Annotated in this window: 16 protein-coding genes and 1 pseudogene; 5 read left to right on the plus strand and 12 right to left on the minus strand. The window is 62.3% G+C overall.

All coding sequences use genetic code 11. From position 1 onward, the window contains the following. Positions 1-102: 102 nt before the first annotated feature. The 4 genes from prmC to GGQ85_RS05665 all read right to left on the minus strand — a co-directional run bounded on the left by prmC (position 103) and on the right by GGQ85_RS05665 (position 6193). The gene (prmC, locus tag GGQ85_RS05650) at positions 103-999 is read right to left on the minus strand and encodes a peptide chain release factor N(5)-glutamine methyltransferase (protein ID WP_079445444.1); all 897 of its coding nucleotides are present in this window, start codon (positions 997-999) and stop codon (positions 103-105) included. Positions 1000-1068: 69 nt separating this feature from the next. Then, complete coding sequence (gene prfA / locus GGQ85_RS05655; RefSeq protein WP_173815890.1) at positions 1069-2145, minus strand: peptide chain release factor 1; 1077 nt, start codon at positions 2143-2145, stop codon at positions 1069-1071. 244 nt (positions 2146-2389) lie between these two features. Beyond that, the gene (gene ptsP / locus GGQ85_RS05660) at positions 2390-4657 is read right to left on the minus strand and encodes a phosphoenolpyruvate--protein phosphotransferase (protein WP_309773727.1); all 2268 of its coding nucleotides are present in this window, start codon (positions 4655-4657) and stop codon (positions 2390-2392) included. A 282-nt stretch (positions 4658-4939) separates the two neighbouring features. Further along, positions 4940-6193, minus strand: a complete 1254-nt coding sequence (locus GGQ85_RS05665; RefSeq protein WP_079445447.1) for an aspartate kinase — start codon at positions 6191-6193, stop codon at positions 4940-4942. 411 nt (positions 6194-6604) lie between these two features. Between GGQ85_RS05665 and ubiG the strand changes: the two genes are divergently transcribed. From ubiG to GGQ85_RS05680, 3 genes are all read left to right on the plus strand, one after another. After that, on the plus strand, positions 6605-7378 hold the full coding sequence (ubiG, locus tag GGQ85_RS05670; protein ID WP_309773728.1) for a bifunctional 2-polyprenyl-6-hydroxyphenol methylase/3-demethylubiquinol 3-O-methyltransferase UbiG: 774 nt from the start codon (positions 6605-6607) through the stop codon (positions 7376-7378). A gap of 174 nt (positions 7379-7552) precedes the next feature. Beyond that, positions 7553-7834 carry a GIY-YIG nuclease family protein gene (locus GGQ85_RS05675; RefSeq protein ID WP_309773729.1) on the plus strand — a complete coding sequence of 94 codons (282 nt, stop codon included), beginning with the start codon at positions 7553-7555 and terminating at the stop codon, positions 7832-7834. Positions 7835-7995: 161 nt separating this feature from the next. Next, on the plus strand, positions 7996-8895 hold the full coding sequence (locus GGQ85_RS05680) for an EamA family transporter (protein WP_309773730.1): 900 nt from the start codon (positions 7996-7998) through the stop codon (positions 8893-8895). Here GGQ85_RS05680 and GGQ85_RS05685 read toward each other — a convergent pair whose 3' ends face one another. The 5 genes and pseudogenes from GGQ85_RS05685 to GGQ85_RS05705 form a co-directional block, all read right to left on the minus strand. Then, positions 8896-9333, minus strand: a complete 438-nt coding sequence (locus tag GGQ85_RS05685; protein ID WP_309773731.1) for an EamA family transporter — start codon at positions 9331-9333, stop codon at positions 8896-8898. A gap of 6 nt (positions 9334-9339) precedes the next feature. After that, positions 9340-9783 (minus strand): DUF1178 family protein, encoded by a 444-nt coding sequence (locus GGQ85_RS05690; RefSeq protein ID WP_079445452.1) that lies wholly within the window; start codon positions 9781-9783, stop codon positions 9340-9342. A gap of 59 nt (positions 9784-9842) precedes the next feature. After that, positions 9843-10022 (minus strand): annotated as a pseudogene (locus tag GGQ85_RS05695) (DUF1178 family protein); the annotation flags it as partial. Beyond that, the gene (locus tag GGQ85_RS05700; protein WP_309773732.1) at positions 10019-10900 is read right to left on the minus strand and encodes a carbon-nitrogen hydrolase family protein; all 882 of its coding nucleotides are present in this window, start codon (positions 10898-10900) and stop codon (positions 10019-10021) included. The pseudogene GGQ85_RS05695 and the gene GGQ85_RS05700, both read right to left, overlap by 4 nt. 53 nt (positions 10901-10953) lie before the next feature. Beyond that, entirely contained in the window at positions 10954-11769 is an 816-nt protein-coding gene (locus GGQ85_RS05705; protein WP_309773734.1) for a ComF family protein, read from the minus strand. A gap of 110 nt (positions 11770-11879) precedes the next feature. Here GGQ85_RS05705 and GGQ85_RS05710 point away from each other — a divergent pair, with 110 nt between their 5' ends. Further along, a complete protein-coding gene (locus GGQ85_RS05710) occupies positions 11880-12731 on the plus strand; it encodes a methyltransferase domain-containing protein (protein WP_309773735.1) in 852 nt (283 codons plus the stop codon). A gap of 134 nt (positions 12732-12865) precedes the next feature. Here GGQ85_RS05710 and mutT read toward each other — a convergent pair whose 3' ends face one another. From mutT to GGQ85_RS05725, 3 genes are all read right to left on the minus strand, one after another. Continuing rightward, positions 12866-13267, minus strand: coding sequence for an 8-oxo-dGTP diphosphatase MutT (gene mutT / locus GGQ85_RS05715; protein ID WP_041344661.1), 402 nt, complete (start codon positions 13265-13267; stop codon positions 12866-12868). Next, complete coding sequence (gene argJ / locus GGQ85_RS05720) at positions 13264-14505, minus strand: bifunctional glutamate N-acetyltransferase/amino-acid acetyltransferase ArgJ (protein WP_309773736.1); 1242 nt, start codon at positions 14503-14505, stop codon at positions 13264-13266. Before argJ ends, mutT begins: the two co-directional genes overlap by 4 nt. 162 nt (positions 14506-14667) lie before the next feature. After that, on the minus strand, positions 14668-15588 hold the full coding sequence (locus GGQ85_RS05725; RefSeq protein WP_309773737.1) for a peptidylprolyl isomerase: 921 nt from the start codon (positions 15586-15588) through the stop codon (positions 14668-14670). A gap of 519 nt (positions 15589-16107) precedes the next feature. Between GGQ85_RS05725 and secA the strand changes: the two genes are divergently transcribed. Next, positions 16108-18969 carry a preprotein translocase subunit SecA gene (gene secA, locus GGQ85_RS05730; protein ID WP_309773738.1) on the plus strand — a complete coding sequence of 954 codons (2862 nt, stop codon included), beginning with the start codon at positions 16108-16110 and terminating at the stop codon, positions 18967-18969. The last annotated feature ends 187 nt before the right edge of the window (positions 18970-19156 follow it).

The following is a 19156-nucleotide window of genomic DNA, read 5'->3' on the forward strand; positions in this document are numbered from 1 at the left end:
CTAAGGCTCACCAGCAGCAAAGCTGCGGGGCCAACCCGGGACCGATGATTGTGCATGAAACGTAATCGCTCCCGAGGGATATTCCAAGTGGTTTTTTATGGCTCAATCGGGCTTTCTAAGGGCAATCTTGCGGGCCACGATGGCGCGGCCGATACCCGCGAGATCAACCCTTGCCGATTCCATGACCGCCAACCCCGCCGCGGTCGCCAGCCGGCTGACGGCGCTGTCCTGACCTTGCCCGATCTCCAACACCAGGAGGCCGTCGGTCGCCAGCAGCGACACCGCCTGCGGCGCGATCCGGCGATAGGCATCAAGCCCGTCGCGGCCGCCGTCCAGTGCGAGATGCGGATCGTGGTCGCGTACCTCTGGCGACAGCATCGCGATGTCGGCCGACGGGATGTAGGGCGGGTTCGAGACAATCAGGTCGAATGGGCCTGACAGACCATCTCCATAATCGCTGACCAGGAATTGCGCGCGCGTCGTGAGGCCGACGCCTTGCGCATTGGTTCTGGCCGTGTCGAGTGCCGCGGCGCTCAGGTCGGTCCCGACGCCGGTGGCAGCCGGCAGTTCGGTCAGCAATGCGAGCAGGATCGCACCGCTGCCGGTGCCAAGGTCCGCGATGCGGAGCGCAGCTTGGATCCGGCCTTCAGCGCGGAGAACGTCAAGCGCGGCCTCGACCACGGTTTCAGTGTCGGCCCGAGGTACCAGCGTGTCCGCCGACAACTTCAGCGGCAGGCCCCAGAACTCTTTCTTTCCAAGAATGCGCGCCACGGGCTCGCCCGCAAGCCGGCGTTGTGCAAAAGCATCGAGGCGCGCCGCGTCATCCTCGTTGAGTCTCCGCAAGCCTTGCGCGATCAGTCCAGTAAGATCGAGGCCCAGCACTTCGCCGGTGAGTGTGCGGGCTTCGAGCGCGGCACTGTCGATCCCCGCGGCCGCCAAGCGTGCCGTCAGCATCCGCCGCGCGGACTCTATCGTCTCAGTGGCAAACGAAGCGGTCATGTGATCGCTTTTTCCCTCTCCCGCCAGGGAAGACGGAAAGAAAGACGCCGCGTCGCGATAGGGGAATGTTCACCGGCCACCTTCGGCTGCCAGCTGCGCGGCCTGATGCTCTGTGGTCAACGCATCGATCAATTCGTGCAGCGCGTCGCCGGCGATCACCTGCGGCAGCTTGTAAAGTGTCAGGTTGATGCGGTGGTCCGTGACGCGGCCTTGCGGAAAATTGTAGGTGCGGATGCGCTCGGAACGATCGCCCGATCCAACCTGATCCTTGCGGTCGGCCGAGCGCGCGGCATTGATGCGCTGCCGCTCGGCGTCGTAGATGCGGGAACGCAGGATATTCATCGCCGACGCGCGGTTCTTGTGCTGTGAGCGGCTGTCCTGCATGTTGACGACGATGCCAGTCGGGATGTGGGTGATGCGGATCGCCGATTCCGTCTTGTTGACGTGTTGGCCGCCTGCGCCCTGCGCGCGCATGGTTTCGATTCGCAGATCATCGGGCTTGATCTCCACATCGACCTCTTCGGCTTCGGGCAGCACCGCCACCGTGGCCGCTGAGGTATGGACACGTCCCTGCGCTTCGGTATCCGGCACGCGCTGCACACGATGCACGCCGGATTCAAATTTCATCTTGGCGTAGGCGCCGCGTCCCTGCACCTGAGCGACGATCTCCTTGTAGCCGCCCATGGTGCCCTCGCTTGCGGAGATCACCTCCACCTTCCATCCCAGCAGGGCTGCAAAGCGCTCGTACATTCGAAACAAATCGCCAGCGAACAATGAGGCCTCGTCGCCGCCGGTGCCAGCCCGGACTTCGAGCATGACGTTGCGTTCGTCCATCGCGTCCTTTGGCAGCAGTGCTACTCGGATACTCTGCATAAGTTCGTTGTTGCGCGCCTCCAGCGCGGGGCGCTCGGCCTCCGCCATCGCACGCATCTCAGCGTCCGTGGCGGGATCGGCGATCATCGCGTCGATTCCTGCAATCTCGGTCGTGACAGCGCGCCAGTTCCTGACGGCATCCACGATGGGATTGAGTTCCGCCAATTCGCGCGTCATCTGGACGTATCTGTCAGCACTGACCTGGCTCAGCAGCTCGTTTTCGAGCGCGGCGTGGCGAACCAGCAGGAGGTCGAGTTTGGCTTCGGGCAGCATTGTCAGAAGTGGCCTCTTTCCCCCTTCCCTTGCGGGAGAGGATGACGCGGACCACGTCCGTGCCGGGTGAGAAAGCTTTCGTACGTGACAGGCAAATTCGCTTTTCCCGCCCTCGCTTCACCATGGCCGATCCAAAGCATCGGTGTGTTCTGTGACGGCGGCCATTGGCCGCCCATGCACGCTCTTCCGCGAGGGGGGAGGGAAAACGACGTCCCGGTTCGGGAGACGATCACCGAAAAAAAGGTCACAGCGACAGCCCCTCGGCGTCGGCGAAGTTCTTGAGCTTGTCGCGGATCGAAATGCTGCCGGAGGGCGCTTCGAGCAGCGGCATGATGGCCGCCTCCGCCTTTTTGGTATCGAGATCGAGTATCATGGCCTTGACGGGACCGTGTGCAGTGGCCGAGAGCGAGAGCGAGCGATAGCCGAGCGCGATCAGAGCCAGCGCGCCCAGCGGTTGCGATGCCATTTCCCCGCATAGCGAAGCGGTTTTCCCCGCGGCCCGGGCCTTGACCACGATGTCGTGCAGCGCACGCAGGATCGGGGAGGAGAGCGTGTCGAAGCGGTTCGACACCTTGCTGTTTCCGCGATCGACTGCAAACATGAATTGAAACAGGTCGTTCGATCCAACGGAGACGAAATCGGCTTTCGCAAGCAATTCGTCAAGCTGGTACAACAGCGCGGGGACTTCGACCATGGTGCCGACATCCACCCGTTCCGGCAGCGTGTGGCCATGCTGGCGAAGATAGGTAAGTTCGCGTTCGACGATGGCTTTGGCCTGATCGAATTCGGCGACTTCCGAGATCATCGGGAACATGATGCGCAACGCGCGACCGCCTCCGGCGCGGAGCAGCGCGCGAATTTGGCCGCGCAGCAGGCCGGGACGATCGAGCCCGAGCCTGATCGCGCGCCAGCCTAGCGCAGGATTTTCCTCAACTGCGGCTTCCATATAGGGAAGCGCCTTGTCGCCGCCAATGTCGAGGGTGCGGAACGTCACCGGCTTGTCGCCGGCAGCGTCCAGCACCGTGCGGTACAGGGCAAGCTGCTCGCTTGCGCGCGGCAGGCTTTGTCCGATCATGAATTGGAGTTCGGTCCGGAACAGTCCGATGCCAGAACAATTGGTGTCCTCGATATGCGGAAGGTCGATCACGAGGCCCGCATTGATCATGAGATCGATCGGTTCGCCGTCCTTGGTGACGCAGGGTTTGTCGCGCAGGGCGATGTACTGCGCCTGCCGCCGGGCGCGAAAACGCACGCGCTCCGCATAGGCCGACTCGATTTCCGCCGATGGCCGCAGGTAAATCGAACCAGAGGTGCCGTCGACGATGATGGCGTCGCCGGGATCGGCGATTCCGACCGCGTTCGGCACCTCGCCGACGGCGGGGATGCCCAGCGCGCGCGCGACGATGGCAACGTGTGAGGTCGCCGTGCCTTCCTCTAACACCAGTCCGCGCAGCCGCTTGCGGTCATAATCCAGCAGGGCCGCCGGTCCCATGGCGCGCGCGATCAGGATCGCGTTATCGGGGAGCTGCTCGCGGGAAGGCGCGTGATCTTGCCCGACCAGCTGTCGCATCAAGCGGTGGCCGAGATCCTCGAGGTCATGAAGGCGATCACGCAGATAAGGGTCGGTCGAGCGCAACATTCGCGCGCGGGTGTCCGATTGCACACGCTCAACAGCGGCCTCCGCCGTCAAGCCGGTTGCAACCGCCTCCTGCAGCCTGTGCGACCAGCCATGGTCGTTGGCGAACATCCGGTAAGCCTCAAGCACCTCGCGATGCTCGCCGCCGTCAGCAACGTCGCCGCGCTCCAGCAGGTGGTCGAGATCGGCGCGCAGCTTGGAGAGCGCCGTATCCAGCCGCCGGATCTCCTTTGGCACATCGTCGGCAATGTAGTTGGTGATGACGACGCGCGGTTCGTGCAGCACAACATGGCCCAGCGCGATGCCATCGGACAGGATCGCGCCAACCTGGTGGATCGTGTGGCGGGTGGCAGGCTCAAGGCCGGGCTGCGCGAGGGCAGCCAGTTCGCCGGAAGCGATCATCTCGGCGAGCACCATCGCCGTAGTCTGAAGCGCTTCGACCTCTTCCTCGACATAAGTGCGCTTGGCGCGATTCTGCACAACAAGCACGCCAAGCGTGTTGCCCGAGCGCAGGATCGGCACGCCGAGGAACGAATTGTAGATTTCTTCGCCGGTTTCAGGGTGGAACGAGAATGCCGGATGACTGCGTGCGTCCGACAGGTTCAGTGGCGTCGCTTCGCTTGCGACCAGGCCGACGAGGCCTTCGTGCGCGGTCAGAACGGTGCGATGCACGGCATCGCGATTGAGGCCTTCAGTCGCATAGAGTTCCAACGTGTTATCGACGCGCAGCACATAGGTCGAGCATACTTCCGCCACCATATTGGCGGCGATCAGCACCACGACCTTGTCGAGACGCTCTTGCGCGCTGACCCGCTCCGCCATGACCTCGCGGAGCCGTCTCAACAAGACGCGGGGGCCGCTCGACGCGCTCCGCATATCCCGGTCCCTTCCCCTGCGAGCCAGTTTTTGGATTAGCCTAAAAAAACGACATTCCGCGTCAGAAGCGCAGCGCGATTGTCTGAAGTCGTTGCCCCAGCCGCAACGGCCATGTCATTCGCCGTATAGCCAATCGACGTCCATTTTGCCAAGCAAAACGCCTGCCGTTGAGGAGCACAAGGTCTGAAAAACGGCAACGGCGTTCGCGCTACAATGGGCTTCGCTGGGGCCGCGCCGCGCCGGCTCAGCCGAGGACGATGGAGGTGACTGCAAGCGCGCGTCTCAGGTCTGATCGAGCCCGTAGAGCGTATGCAGGGTCCGTACCGCGAGTTCGGTATAGGCGGTATCGATCAGCAACGAGAACTTGATCTCCGAGGTCGTGATGGCGCGGATATTGATACCCTTGTCGGACAGCGCCTTGAACGCCTGCGCCGCGACGCCGGCATGGCTACGCATGCCGGACCCGATTACCGAGATCTTCGCGACGTCGGTGGCGCTGTCGAGGCGCGCATAACCGATCTTGTCCCTGGCGCCGGTGATGGTCTCCTTGGCGCGGGCATAGTCGGAGGCAGGCACCGTGAACGTCAGGTCGGTGGTCTTGCCATCCTCTGAGACGTTCTGGACGATCATGTCGACGTTGATATTGGCATCGGCAAGCGGGACAAAGATCGAGGCGGCGACGCCCGGCTTGTCCTCGATCTGGCGGACCGAGATCTGGGCCTCGTCCTTGGAGAAGGCTATCCCGGTAACGACGTGGCTTTCCATGATTTCCTCCTCGCCGCAGATCAGCGTACCCGGCGGCGTGCCATGGGGATCGATGTCCTCCGGCTTGTCGAAACTGGAGCGGACGAAAATCGGCATGTTCTGGGTCATGCCGAGTTCCACGGAACGAACCTGAAGCACCTTGGCGCCCTGCGATGCCAGTTCCAGCATGTCCTCGAACGCGATCCTGTCGAGCCGGCGCGCTTTCGGGACCACCCGTGGATCGGTGGTATAGACGCCGTCGACATCGGTGTAGATGTCGCAGCGGTCGGCGCGGATGGCAGCGGCGATCGCCACCGCCGAGGTATCGGAGCCACCGCGGCCAAGCGTGGTGATCCGGCCGGTCTGCGGGCTGATTCCCTGAAAACCGGCGATCACGGCAACCTCTTTGCGCTCCGTGAAACGGTTGACCAGTTCACTGCCGTCGATTTCAAGAATGCGGGCCGAGGCGTGGGCGTCGCTGGTCTGAATCGGGATCTGCCATCCCTGCCATGAGCGTGCCTGAATGCCGAGCGCCTGTAGCGCGATCGCCAAAAGCCCCGAGGTGATCTGCTCGCCGGATGCCACCACGGCGTCGTATTCGCGCGCGTCGTGCATCGACGAAGCGTCCCTGCACCATGCCACCAGCTCGTTGGTCTTGCCCGACATCGCCGACACCACCACCGCGACGTCGTGGCCGGCATCGACCTCGCGTTTGACATGCCGCGCGACGTTGCGGATACGGTCGAGATTGGCGACGGAGGTGCCGCCAAATTTCATCACAAGCCGGCTCATGACGGGTGTGCGTTCCTAAGGCTCTCTACAAGAAGGCTCTGGATACAAGCCAACTCGATGAAGTGCGAAAAGCGGGGGCGCACGGGCGAGAAGGCGCGTATACATAACGGCGCGGATGCGGGCAGGCAACCCGGCTTTCGGTCGTCCTGCGGCGGCCGGACGCTCCAGGGAACGGCGTGAAGCAGGCCGGCAGGATGCCATATCAACGATTCTGCAACCGGACGAGACGATGTTGTATTCGAACAATGTGCACTGCACAGCCCGCCGGACCATGAAGACCGAGGTGACCCATTTGCAGGTTTTGCACGAAACCCTATGTGGGGTCGACGACTGGGCTGAGAGGGTCAGAACCATCGCCGCCGCGGCCGGCGTTCCGCAATCCCATCACGTCGCCCAAGGAGCCGCCCGGCAATGACGATGCAAGCCGACCCTTCCGCCAATTCTTCAGCCGCATCCGAAACGACCGTCGATCGCGCCGAGATCGAGAAGTTCTCAAAACTGTCGCAGGAGTGGTGGGATCCCACCGGCAAGATGGCGCCGCTGCACAGGATCAACCCGCTGCGGCTCCAGTTCATCCGCGACGCCGCCTGCCGCAAGTTCGAGCGCAGCGTCCGCAGCCTGAACTGTCTGGCGGACCTGCGGCTGCTTGATATCGGCTGCGGCGCGGGCCTTCTATGCGAGCCGTTCACGCGGCTCGGCGCGCAGGTGATTGGGGTCGATCCCTCCGCGTCCAATATCTCGGCGGCGAAGCTCCACGCCGAGAAAGCCCATCTGTCGATCGATTATCGCTGCACGACCGTGGAAGACATGGACGTACGAGAGCGCTTTGACATCATCCTCGCGATGGAGGTGGTGGAGCACGTCGCTAACGTCGGGCTGTTTCTGGATCGCTGCGCCGCGATGCTGAAGCCGGGCGGCATCATGGTGGCCTCTACCCTCAATCGTAACTGGAAGAGTTTTGCTCTGGGCATTGTCGCGGCCGAATATGTGCTGCGCTGGCTGCCGCGCGGTACTCATCAGTGGGACAAGTTCGTTACTCCGGACGAACTTGCGCGCCACCTCGAGCGCAACGGGCTCGGCATCACCGAGCAGTCCGGCGTGGTGTACAGCCCGTTCGCGGACAAGTGGAGCCTGTCGTCCGACATGGACGTCAACTATATGGTGGTGGCGGAGGCGGTGGGGTGACGGGGTTCGCGGCCTGACTACATGGTCGTCCCTGCGGACGCAGGGACCCATACGGCGAGGATACTCGTCTCCGATATCTCGGGCAGCCACCTTTAATAACAGACAGGTCTGGGATTATGGGTCCCTGCGTCCGCAGGGACGACGAAGATAGGCTACAGGCGCGCCGGGCTCAGCATGTATCACGTCTATATCCTTGCCAGCCGTCGCCATGGAACGCTTTATATCGGCGTGACCAATTCGCTGCTGGCGAGATTGGCGCAGCATCGCAGCGGGAAGGGGTCCGAATTCGTCCAGAAATACAAAGTCTACCGCCTCGTTTATGTTGAAAGCTACGACCGGCCCGACGAGGCCATTGCGCGCGAAAAGCAATTGAAGCGCTGGAAACGGGACTGGAAAATCGAATTGATCGAGCGCGATAATCTGGAATGGTGCGATCTGGGTGATTTGCTCGATTGAACAGCTTGAGTCGCGTACAAACCCTCAACGAGTCGTCCCTGCGCACGCAGGGACCCATACGGCGAGGACTTTACCTCTTGGACACCAGGGTCCTTTGCTCCAGGTGGGGCAGGGGCTAAAGGTCCCTTGAGTTCGCAGGGACGACCTGGAAGTCATCCTCCATGTTCACCGTCGCCTCGCTCTGGATACCCTTCACCGTCACGGCAGCGTTCGGACAGGTCGCGCGTAACGCGATGCAGCGGTCGCTGACCAGTCCGCTCGGCACGTGGGGCGCGACTAACATCCGCTTCCTGTTCGGCTTTCCGTTCTCGCTGATCTTTTTCGCCATGGTGATCGGGTTCACCGGGGACCCGGTCCCATGGCCCGTCGTCGCCTTCTGGCTATGGCTGTTGCTCGGCGCGCTCACCCAGATCGTCGGCACCGGCTTGATGCTGCTTGCGATGAACGGCAACTCGTTCGTGGTGACGATCGCGTACCTCAAGACCGAAGCGATCCAGACCGCGATCTTTGGGTTTGTGTTTCTCGGCGATCATCTCACCTTGTTAAAGGTGGTCGCGATTCTGATCGCCACCGTGGGCGTCGTTATCACCGCGCTCCGTCCCGGCGGCGCCAAGGGCTTCGCCGACCTCAAGCCGACGGCGTTGGGGCTGGTCGCAGCCGCCTGCTTCGCCCTGTCCGCGGTCGGCTTTCGCGGCGCCATCATCGCCGTGCCGGGCGTGTCGTTCGTCACCGCGGCGTCCTACACGCTGGTGTTCGGGCTATTCGTGCAGACGGCGGTGCTGACGGCGTATCTGTTGTTGCGCGCGCCCGACGTACCGAAAAGAATTCTCGGCCTGTGGCGGCCATCGCTGTTCGCGGGTTTTTTGGGCGCGTTCGCCTCGCAATTCTGGTTCCTGGCGTTCGCGCTCACCGCCGCCGCCAACGTTCGGACGTTGGCGCTGGTCGAGGTGCTGTTCGCGCAGGCGGTGTCATATTATTCGTTCAAGCAGCCGCTTGCGTTACATGAGTTCGGCGGCATCGTGCTGATTGTGATCGGCGTTGGGCTGTTGGTCGCGGTATAATTAGCGTTTGACGGCGATAATGACGGCGCCGGCTGCGATCAGGGCGATTCCAATCCAGCCATTAGGCGAGGGGCGCTCGCCAAGAAAGACGACGCCGAACAAGGCAACCAGTACGACGCTCAGCTTGTCAATCGGCGCGACCAGTGTGGCCGGACCGAGCTTGAGCGCGCGAAAATAGCAGAGCCACGACGCACCGGTGGCCAGTCCCGATAGTACGAGAAAAATCCAGCTCCGGGTCGGGATTGGGCCGGGGTGGCTGAACTGCCCCGTCGCCGACAGGATCAGGCCGAGACTGACAAGGACAACAATGGTGCGGAGGAAAGTGGCGAGATCGGAATTGATGCCTTCGACGCCGACCTTGGCAAAGATGGCGGTCAGTGCCGCGAATGCCGCCGACAGCAGTGCCCAGAACAGCCAGGAGGGAAGCGTGAGCGTCATCGCCCGTTAGTTCCGGTTGTCCCGCAGCACCGGCAGCGACCCGACCTCGACGCCTTCCTCGATCAGCGATCTCGCTTCCTCGGGCGAGGCCTCGCCGTAGATCGGGCGATGCTCGATATCGCCGTAATGCATTTTGCGAGCTTCGCTCGGAAACCGCGCGCCGACATTGTCGGCGTTCTTGACGAGATGATCATGCAATTGTTTGAGCTCGGCACGCAGCTCGCGCCCCTCGGCCATTGTTGCCGATGTGGATGAGTCCGCAGGTGCCGCCGATCCGCGCTTTTTGGTGCCGGCGATCCTCGGCGCCATGATCGCCTTCTCGACCTTGGCAGAGCCGCAGATCGCGCAGGTCACAAGCTTGCGCTTGACCTGTGAATCATAGGCCGACGAGCTCTGAAACCAGCTTTCGAAGGTATGGCCACCGTCGCAACGCAGGTTGTAGCGGATCATGCCGAACCTCCTCGCTCGGGAGGCTCGTCTATCGTAAATGCGGGAGCGGCTGCGAGTCTCGGCGAGCGGCGCTTGGAGCCGGCGATCCTTGGCGCCATGATCGCCTTCTCGACATTCGCCGAGCCGCAGAGCGCGCAGGTCACAAGCTTGCGTTTGACCTGCGCGTCGTAGGACGAAGAGCTCTGAAACCAGCTCTCGAAAGTGTGGCCCCGCTCGCAGCGCAGGGTGTAGCGGATCATGCAGAGCCTCGCACAAGATGCAGATGGTCGCTTGCCGACTTATGGTCGACGAGGGAAAAGCGCCGCCCATGCTGTAATGAGGGTACGGCCTTGCGCGCGGTCGCGACGTTGGCCGGATCGATCGTAGCCAACACGATGCCGGGTTCGGTGCCGCTCGCTTCGGCCAACACTGTGCCCCACGGATCGACGATCAGCGAATGGCCGAACGTTTCGCGGTTGTTGTCGTGCATTCCCCCTTGGGCGGCGGCAAACACGAAGGAACCGTTCTCGATCGCGCGAGCGCGCAGCAGGGTGTGCCAATGCGCCTCGCCGGTCTTCCTGGTGAAGGCCGCTGGCACCGTGAGGAACGACGCGCCGGCTTCGGCCAGCGCGCGATACAGCGCAGGAAAACGGACGTCGTAGCAGATCGTCATGCCCAGCCTGCCCCAGGGCAGGTCCGTTATCACGGCAGTCTCGCCCGGCTGATAGTTGGCCGACTCCCGATAGCTTTCGCCGCCTCCGAGGTCGATGTCGAACATGTGAATCTTGTCATAGCGCGCGAGGATGTCGCCGGACGGTCCGATCAGAAACGAGCGGTTGACGGCTTTCTCAGCCGTGAGCCGCAATGCGAGCGAGCCGACGTTGAGGTAAATTTTCAATTCGCGCGCAAGATCGCGATAACCGCGAAGCGAGCGGTCGTCGTCCTCGGTCCGAAGATGCTCAAAGAGTGCGACGCGATCGGCCTGCATGATGTTGCTGGCTTCGGGGGTCTGCACGAAGTCAGCACCCTGTGCCGCCGCCTCGCGAATCAGCCTTGAACCCTGATCGAAATTCGGCTCGGGAAAAAGACCGCTTCGCATCTGGATCATTGCGGCGACGAACGTGGGCTTGGTGTTCATGTCCTTGCCTTTCGCCCGCGAAAACAGAACAAGGCTCCGGGGTCAAAGCTCAATTATATGGGGGCTTTCATGGTGTCGACAACCCGCGCGAATACCAGCACATCGACCTGTGCGGCCTTCGCGCGCAGCAGGACGCGTGCGCAGGCATCCACTGTGGCGCCAGACGTCAGAACGTCGTCGATCAGGATGACGCGGCGGCCCTGGATCTGGCTGGTGCGTTCCGCCGCAACTTTGAACGCCCCCTGCACATTGCGGGCGCGGTCATTTCGCGACAATCCAACCTGTTGCCGGGTCGGGCGGGTGCGCCGCAGCGCGTCCGACGCGACCGGAATTCCGGATTGTCGGGCGATGACGCGCGCCAGCGCGCCCGATTGGTTGTAGCGCCGGCTCCAGCCGCGTCGCCAGTGCAGCGGCACCGGGATCAGAACGTCGGCGCCGTCGAGCAATTCCGAGCCCGCGCGAGCCATCCAGCGGCCCATCGCTGGCGCGAGATCGGTGCGGTCCTGATACTTCAGTGCATGAACCAGGACCTTGGCGACGTCGTCATAGCGTACAGCAGCGCGGGCGCGCTGATAGGCCGGGGGATTGGCAATCGCCTCCATCGACAGCATGCCGGAACCCGGATCATAAACAAAGGGCGTGCCGAGGCGAGGACAATAAGGACGTTCGATGAACGACAATTGCGTCCAGCAATCCGCACAGACGCCGACGCCAGCCACCGGTTCGCGGCAGGCGACACAGAGCGTTGGCAGCGCGATGTCCAGCGCCGAGCGCGCCGCATGGGACATGACGTCGCGACACGCGCGCCATGCGCCGCGCAGCGGATTGGCTCGCTGCGGCGAAACCAGGTTGTCCGTTGTGGTATCCATAGCGGAAGGCTATTCCTCGAGGTGGCGGTACTCAAGCCAGACAAAGAAGGTCCTTTGCAATCGCGTTACGGCGGATTGCCAGCGACGGGATGATCGGCGTACCAAGCCGCATGGCTCCGAACCAATCATCGCCGCCTGTTTTGTTCGATCGCACCCTGCTGGGCGTGCGGCAGAGACGCGCGGCCGAAGTGGGAGCGGTGCCGTTTTTGCTCGATCGCGTCGCGGAGGATATGGCGGAGCGGCTGAATGCCGTGTTGCGCGACTTTCAACACGCGGCGGATATCGGCACGCCGGGCGATCAGGTGCGCGGCGCGCTCGCGGCTCGTCTCAGAGAGCTTGCCCGCGTCGATCTCCCGATTGACGAGAGCGAAGCCGTGCGGTTGGCGCCGGACTCTCTCGATCTTGCCGTCTCCGGACTTGCCTTCCAATTTGTCAATGATCTTCCGGGCCTGCTGGTGCAGATCCGCCGTGCCCTGAAGCCGGACGGCTTTCTGCTGGCAGCCACCATCGGCGGTGAGACGCTCACCGAGCTGCGTCAGGCGTTCGCGATAGCCGAGGCGGAGCTTGAGGGTGGCATCTCGCCGCGCGTCGCGCCATTCGCCGACCTTCGCGATGTCGGCGCGCTGCTGCAACGCGCGGGCTTCGCACTGCCGGTGACGGACGTCGACCGCGTCATGGTGCGCTATAACGATGCTTTTGCGCTGATGCATGATCTGCGCCGCATGGGCGCGACCAATATCATGACCGAACGGCGGCGGACGCCTTTGCGCCGCGCGACGCTGTTGCGGATGGCGCAAATCTATCATGAACGCTTCGCTGATCCCGACGGCCGCATTCGCGCCACCTTCGATATCGTCTGGCTCTCGGGATGGGCGCCGCATGAGAGCCAGCAGAAGCCGTTGCAGCCCGGTTCGGCGAAAGCGAGCCTGGAGCAAGCGGTAAAGGGGCGTGGCAAGACTTGAAAAATAGTGTCCCGGGCGCGATGCGGCATTCCCGATGCCGCTCCGCAGAACCGGGACTTCCGAAACGTATTCCGTACATGAGTCTCGACTCTACACAGCACCGTTTCGCGCTGCGCCACGCCCGGGGCGCGAACTCACATCAACAGATCAACCAGCGGCGGAATAAGAGGTATATCCGCGGGCGGCATCGGGTAGTCGCGAAGCTTATTGGCCCGAACCCACTTCAGCGCCTGCCCCTCTTTTGAGGTCACCGTGCCTTCCCAGCGCCGGCAGATGTAGAGCGGCATCAAGAGATGGAAGCTCTCGTAAGCGTGGCTCGCGAAGGTCAGCGGCGCCAGGCACCCCTCCTGCGTGACGATGCCGAGCTCCTCGCGCAGCTCACGAATCAGCGCCTCTTCGGGGCGTTCTCCAGGCTCGAACTTGCCGCCGGGAAATTCCCACAGGCCGGCAAGCTGCTTGCCTTCCGGTCGCTGCGCGATCAGCACCCGGTTGTCGGCGTCGATCAGGGCGCAGGCGACGACGAGAGTGAGTTTCACGACCTGTAATCGCCGTTGATCGCGACATACTCCTTGGTGAGGTCGCAGGTTAGCACGCGGTCGCGGCCCTTGCCGAGACCTAGCGTCGTCTTGATCTGAATCTTGTCGTTCTTCATGGCTTTCGAGACGTCCGCCTCGTCGTAAGACGGGTCCCGCGCGCCGCTTTTGGCGACACGAATGCCGTTGAAATAGATCGACAGCTTGTCGCGGTCGGCCGGCTCTCCAGCCTTGCCCACCGCCATCACCACGCGGCCCCAGTTGGCGTCCTCGCCGGCGATCGCGGTCTTCACCAGAGGCGAGTTGGCGATCGACTTGGCGATCCTGCGCGCCGATGCCTTCGACGTTGCGCCTTCGACGATGACCTCGACCAGCTTGCGCGCGCCTTCGCCGTCGCGCGCCACCTGTTCGGCGAGATCGGCCAGCACGCCGTGAAATGCTTTCGCGAACGCTTTCAGGCGCGGATCGCTGGCGCGGGTAATTTTCGGCGCGCCGCGGGCGCTTGCGGCGCCGGTCGCGAACGCCAGAAGCGTATCGGAGGTGGAGGTGTCGCTGTCGATGGTGACGGCGTTGAAAGTGTTCTCGACACCGCTTTTCAACAGCGATTGCAATGCTGTCGCCGTTATCGGCGCATCGGTAAAGACGAAGGAGAGCATGGTCGCCATGTCGGGTGCGATCATGCCAGCGCCCTTGGCGATGCCGTTGATGGTGACGGTCGCCTTGCCGAGCTTCACCCTGGCGGTTGCAACCTTGGGGAAAGTGTCGGTGGTCATGATGGCGCGCGCCGCGTCCATCCAGCGATCCGGTGTCGCGTCGCGCGCCAATGTCTCCAGCACGCCGTTGAATTTTGTGGCGTCGAGCGGCTCGCCGATCACGCCGGTCGAGGCGAGATAGATGTCGCTTGCCTTGCAGCCGACGGCTTTGGCGGCGACGTCGGCGGTCAGTTTGGTAGCCTGGCGGCCGGTTTTGCCGGTGAAGGCGTTGGCGTTGCCCGAATTCACCACCAAGGCCCGCGCGCGCCCACCCTTCAACCGCGTGCGGCACCACTCGACCGGCGCCGACGGGCATTTGGATTTGGTGAACACCCCGGCCACCGTCGTGCCCTTGTCCAGCAGCGCCAGCAGTACATCGGTGCGGCCCTTGTAGCGGATGCCGGCAGCGGCGGTCGCGAAGCGTACGCCCGCGATTTCGGGCATATCGGGGACATCGGTCGGGGCGAGGGGAGAAATGCCGGTGGACATGTGTGAGGCCTGTCGACAGCAAATTTCGTCGTCATGGCCGGATTTATTCCGGCCATCCACGTCTTTCTTGCGCTCAGCGGATTCCAAAGACGTGGATGGCCGGGACGAGCCCGACCATGACGATTGTCAATACTATCGGTTTCAACGACGCGACAGCGAATTTTACTTCTTCGCTGGCGTTTTGCCGTCCGCGGGTTTGGCAGAGCTGGCCTTGTCCCCGCTTGCATTCGCGGGGTGGGCTGGCTTGTCCATACGCTCGACCTTGGCGGCCTCGCGCAGCTTGGCGACGTATTCTGCCTGCGCCTTTCGTGTCACAAACTGCTCGACTTGCGGCTTTACCTCATCGAAGTCGGGGGCCTTGCGGGCGCGCTTTTCCTCGACCTTGATGATGTGCCAGCCGAACTGGGTTTTGATCGGGTCGGAAATCTTGCCGGGCTCCAGCGCGAAGGCGACCTTTGAAAATTCCGGTACCATCTGCTCCTTGGTAAAGAAGCCGAGGTCGCCGCCGTCGGAGGCGCCGGGATCCTTGGATTCTTTCTTGGCGAGTTCGACGAAGTCTGCGCCCTTCTTCAACTCGTCCTCGATCTTCTTGGCCTCGTCCTCTGTCTGCACCAGGATGTGGCGCGCATGAACCTCCTGTTCGCTGGTGATCTGCTTGGAGGCATCCGCATAGACCGTCTTCATGGCATCGTCGGTGATCGCCGCTTTAGCTTGGGATGCCAGCAGTCGGTCCATCAGCAGGCGGTCGCGGGCGAAGGCGAGCCGTTTTTTGAACTCCTCGCTGTTTTCAATTTTCTTTTCTTCTGCGGCCTTGGCGATGATCTTCATGTCGATAAGGAAAGACAGCACATTCTCCTGCTTCGCCGCCGGATCCATCTGCGCGAGGCTCGGACCCAGTTCCTCCGTGGCAAGATTAACGTCGCTCTGGTGGATCTCGGCGCCGTTAACTTTTGCCAGCACGGGATCCGCATCGGCGTGGAGCGGCGTGCCGACGAACAAGACCGCGGCCAGGCAGCCGCCGAGAGCGGACGACGCCAGGCGAACGCGCAGACTATATTTTGTTGCGGGCAATGAGATGGTCATGGGATCCTTGATCTCCAGGAGGAGGATGTGGGCGGACACTCGCTCAATCGTGGGTTCTTGGCAATGCGAAAACTCTGTCAAAATCATGAACTCCCAGACCGGCGGACGCTGCCGCTTTTGTCGCAAACGCTTCGGATCGGTGCTCCGGCCACCGTTGACAACCCACGGGGCCGGCCATATTTCTGCCGGACGGTCGACGGCAAAGGCGGGTTCTGGCTGTGCTTTTGCGATTGAACCCCGGGTCACCGAATCTCAACCCATATGCGGACGCTCGGCTTTCGGGACTTACGGCCCTGATGCGTCACGATGAGTTGAGTTGATAGGCGGCTTGTGCGGTGGTTGCGAGGTTCGCTGTGCAGAACCAAGGCGAACTTTCGGGTTCGGACACTATAGCGTTCTCGAGCGGGATGACCGGTCGCGTGAAGCAAACTCGTTGCCGCTTCTGATCCATCAGAAGCGGAGGGTTCAGGAGACTACCCACATGGCTGCAACGGCGAACCGCGAAGACAGGAATTTGGGATGATTGGCGCGTTTGCCCGCAAGTTTTTCGGTTCCGCCAACGATCGGCGGGTCAAGGGATATCAATCCCGCCTCAAAGCCATCAACGCCTTGGAGCCCGAAATCGCCGCGCTGTCCGATGAGGCGGTGCGGGCGCGCACCGCCGAATTCAAGCAGCAGCTTGCGAGCGGCAAAACCCTCGATGACATTCTGGTTCCCGCCTTCGCCACAGTGCGCGAGGCAGCCAAGCGAACCCTCGGCCAGCGGCATTTCGACGTGCAGTTGATCGGCGGCATGGTGCTGCACGAGGGCGATATCGCCGAGATGAAGACCGGCGAAGGCAAGACGCTGGTCGCCACGCTTGCCGTTTATCTCAACGCGCTCGCCGGCAATGGCGTTCACGTCGTCACCGTCAACGATTATCTCGCACGCCGCGACGCCGGCTGGATGTCGCAGATCTACTCCTTCCTCGGCCTCACCACCGGCGTGATCGTGCACGGCCTCGACGACGTCGAGCGCAAGGTAGCCTATGCCTGCGACATCACCTACGGCACCAACAACGAGTATGGCTTCGACTATCTGCGCGACAATATGAAGTACCGGCTGGAGGATATGGTCCAGCGTGAGCACTTCTTCGCTATCGTCGACGAGGTTGACTCGATTCTGATCGACGAAGCGCGGACGCCGCTGATCATTTCCGGCCCGCTCGACGACCGCTCCGAATTTTACAACACCATCGACACCTTCATGCCGAATCTCGAGAAGGTGACAGACTACGAGGTCGACGAGAAGCAGCGCTCGGTGGCGCTCACCGAAGCCGGCATGGAGAAGATCGAGACGCTGCTGCGCGAGGCCGGCCAGCTCAAAGGCGACTCGCTTTACGATGTCGAGAACGTCTCCGTCGTCCACCACATCAACCAGGCGCTGCGCGCGCATTCGCTGTTCACCCGCGACAAGGACTACATTGTCCGCGACGGCGAGGTCGTCATCATCGATGAATTCACTGGCCGCATGATGCCGGGCCGCCGCTATTCGGAAGGCTTGCATCAGGCGCTGGAAGCGAAAGAGCATCAGCCGGTGCAGCCGGAGAACCAGACGCTCGCCTCCATCACCTTCCAGAACTACTTCCGGATGTACAAGAAGCTCGCGGGCATGACCGGCACGGCGTCGACGGAAGCCGACGAACTGGCCGACATCTACAAGCTCGAAGTCGTCGAGATACCGACGAACCTGCCGATTGCGCGTCTTGACGAGGACGACGAAGTCTACCGCACCCAGAACGAGAAATACGCCGCGATCCTGGCCGAGGTTGAGCGCGCCAATGCGCGGATGCAGCCCGTGCTGGTCGGAACCGCCTCGATTGAGAAATCCGAGGTTCTCGCCGATTATCTGAAGAAGCATGGTTACAAGCAGATCGACTTCAGCGATCCGAAATCGATGCGGAAGCTGTACGCTGCGGCTCGCGCCGGCAAACCGGCAAAGCTGTTCGCGGTGCTGAACGCCCGCTTCCATGAGCAGGAAGCTTATATCGTCGCCGAAGCCGGCGTGCCCGGCGCGATCACCATCGCGACCAACATGGCCGGTCGCGGCACCGATATCAAACTCGGCGGCTCGCTGGAGATGCGCGCTCAAGTCGAGACGGCCGACATCTCAGACGAAGCTGAAAGAGAAGCGAAAATAGGGGAAGTCAAGGCCGATATCGAGCGCTTCCGTGAAATGGTGCTTAAGGCGGAGGAGATCGTCGAGATTGAGCCGGCCAAGGGTTCAAAGCCGGCCAAGACCGTGACCCGCCCCGGCGGGCTCTACATCATCGGTTCGGAACGCCACGAGTCGCGGCGCATCGACAACCAGTTGCGCGGCCGTTCCGGCCGCCAGGGCGATCCTGGCCGTTCGAAATTCTTCCTGTCGCTGGACGATGACCTGATGCGGATCTTCGGGTCGGATCGGCTCGACACCATGCTGCAGCGGCTTGGCCTCAAGGAAGGCGAGGCCATCACCCACCCTTGGATCAATAAGGCGCTGGAGAAAGCACAGCAGAAGGTCGAGGCGCGCAACTTCGACATCCGCAAGAATTTGCTGAAGTACGACGACGTGCAGAACGACCAGCGCAAGGTGATCTTCGAACAGCGTGTCGATCTGATGCAGAACGAAAGCGTCGCCGAAACCGTCGTCGACATGCGCCATGCGTTCGTCGAGGACCTCGTCACAAAGCATGTGCCGGAGAACCAGTACCCTGAGCAGTGGGATGTCGCCGGCCTGAAAGAAGAGCTGAACCGCGTGCTCGATATCGAGTTGCCGGTGGATGAATGGGCCGCAGAAGAAGGCATTGCCGGCGAGGAGTTGCTGTCGCGTATCGAAAGCCGTGTCGACGAGCATATGGCGGCCAAGGTCGGGCAGTGGGGCCCTGACGTCATGCGCTACGTCGAGAAGACCATCCTGCTGCAGACCCTGGACCATCTCTGGCGCGAACACCTGGTGATGCTGGATCATCTGCGTCAGGTCATCGGCCTGCGCGGCTATGGCCAGCGCGATCCGCTACAGGAATACAAGTCGGAAGCCTTTTCCCTGTTCGAAAGCTTGATTGCCAATCTGCGCGAGGCGGTGACGGGGCAGTTGATGCGCGTCGAGATCGTGCCGCCCGAGGAGGAACAGCCGGCGCTGCCTGTGATGGAAGCCCATAAGTTCGATCCGAATACCGGTGAGGACGAGATGGCGTTTGCGCAAAGCAGTTTTGCCGGGGCCTCGCTGGCGCCGGCAGCGCATGCGGACCGTTCCAGCCGCGATCCGAATAATCCGGCGAGCTGGGGCAAGGTCGGTCGCAATGAGGACTGTCCTTGCGGTTCAGGCAAGAAATACAAGCATTGCCACGGCCGCTACGCCTGAAGCCCTCCCGACGCGGCTGTCATCCCAGCCGGCGAGAGACCTCGAGCGTTTCGAGCGAAGTGGATACCGGTTCGCGTGAAGAACGCGTCAGTTTTAAATTATAGAGCTACGCTTTTGATTCTGTCAGAAGCAGAAAAGCTCTTGAGGCCTTCGTCGCCGCGCTCGGAATAACGCCCGTCCGACAGGT

Source organism: Nitrobacter vulgaris, assembly GCF_031453995.1.
In the GTDB taxonomy this organism is placed as follows: domain Bacteria; phylum Pseudomonadota; class Alphaproteobacteria; order Rhizobiales; family Xanthobacteraceae; genus Nitrobacter; species Nitrobacter vulgaris.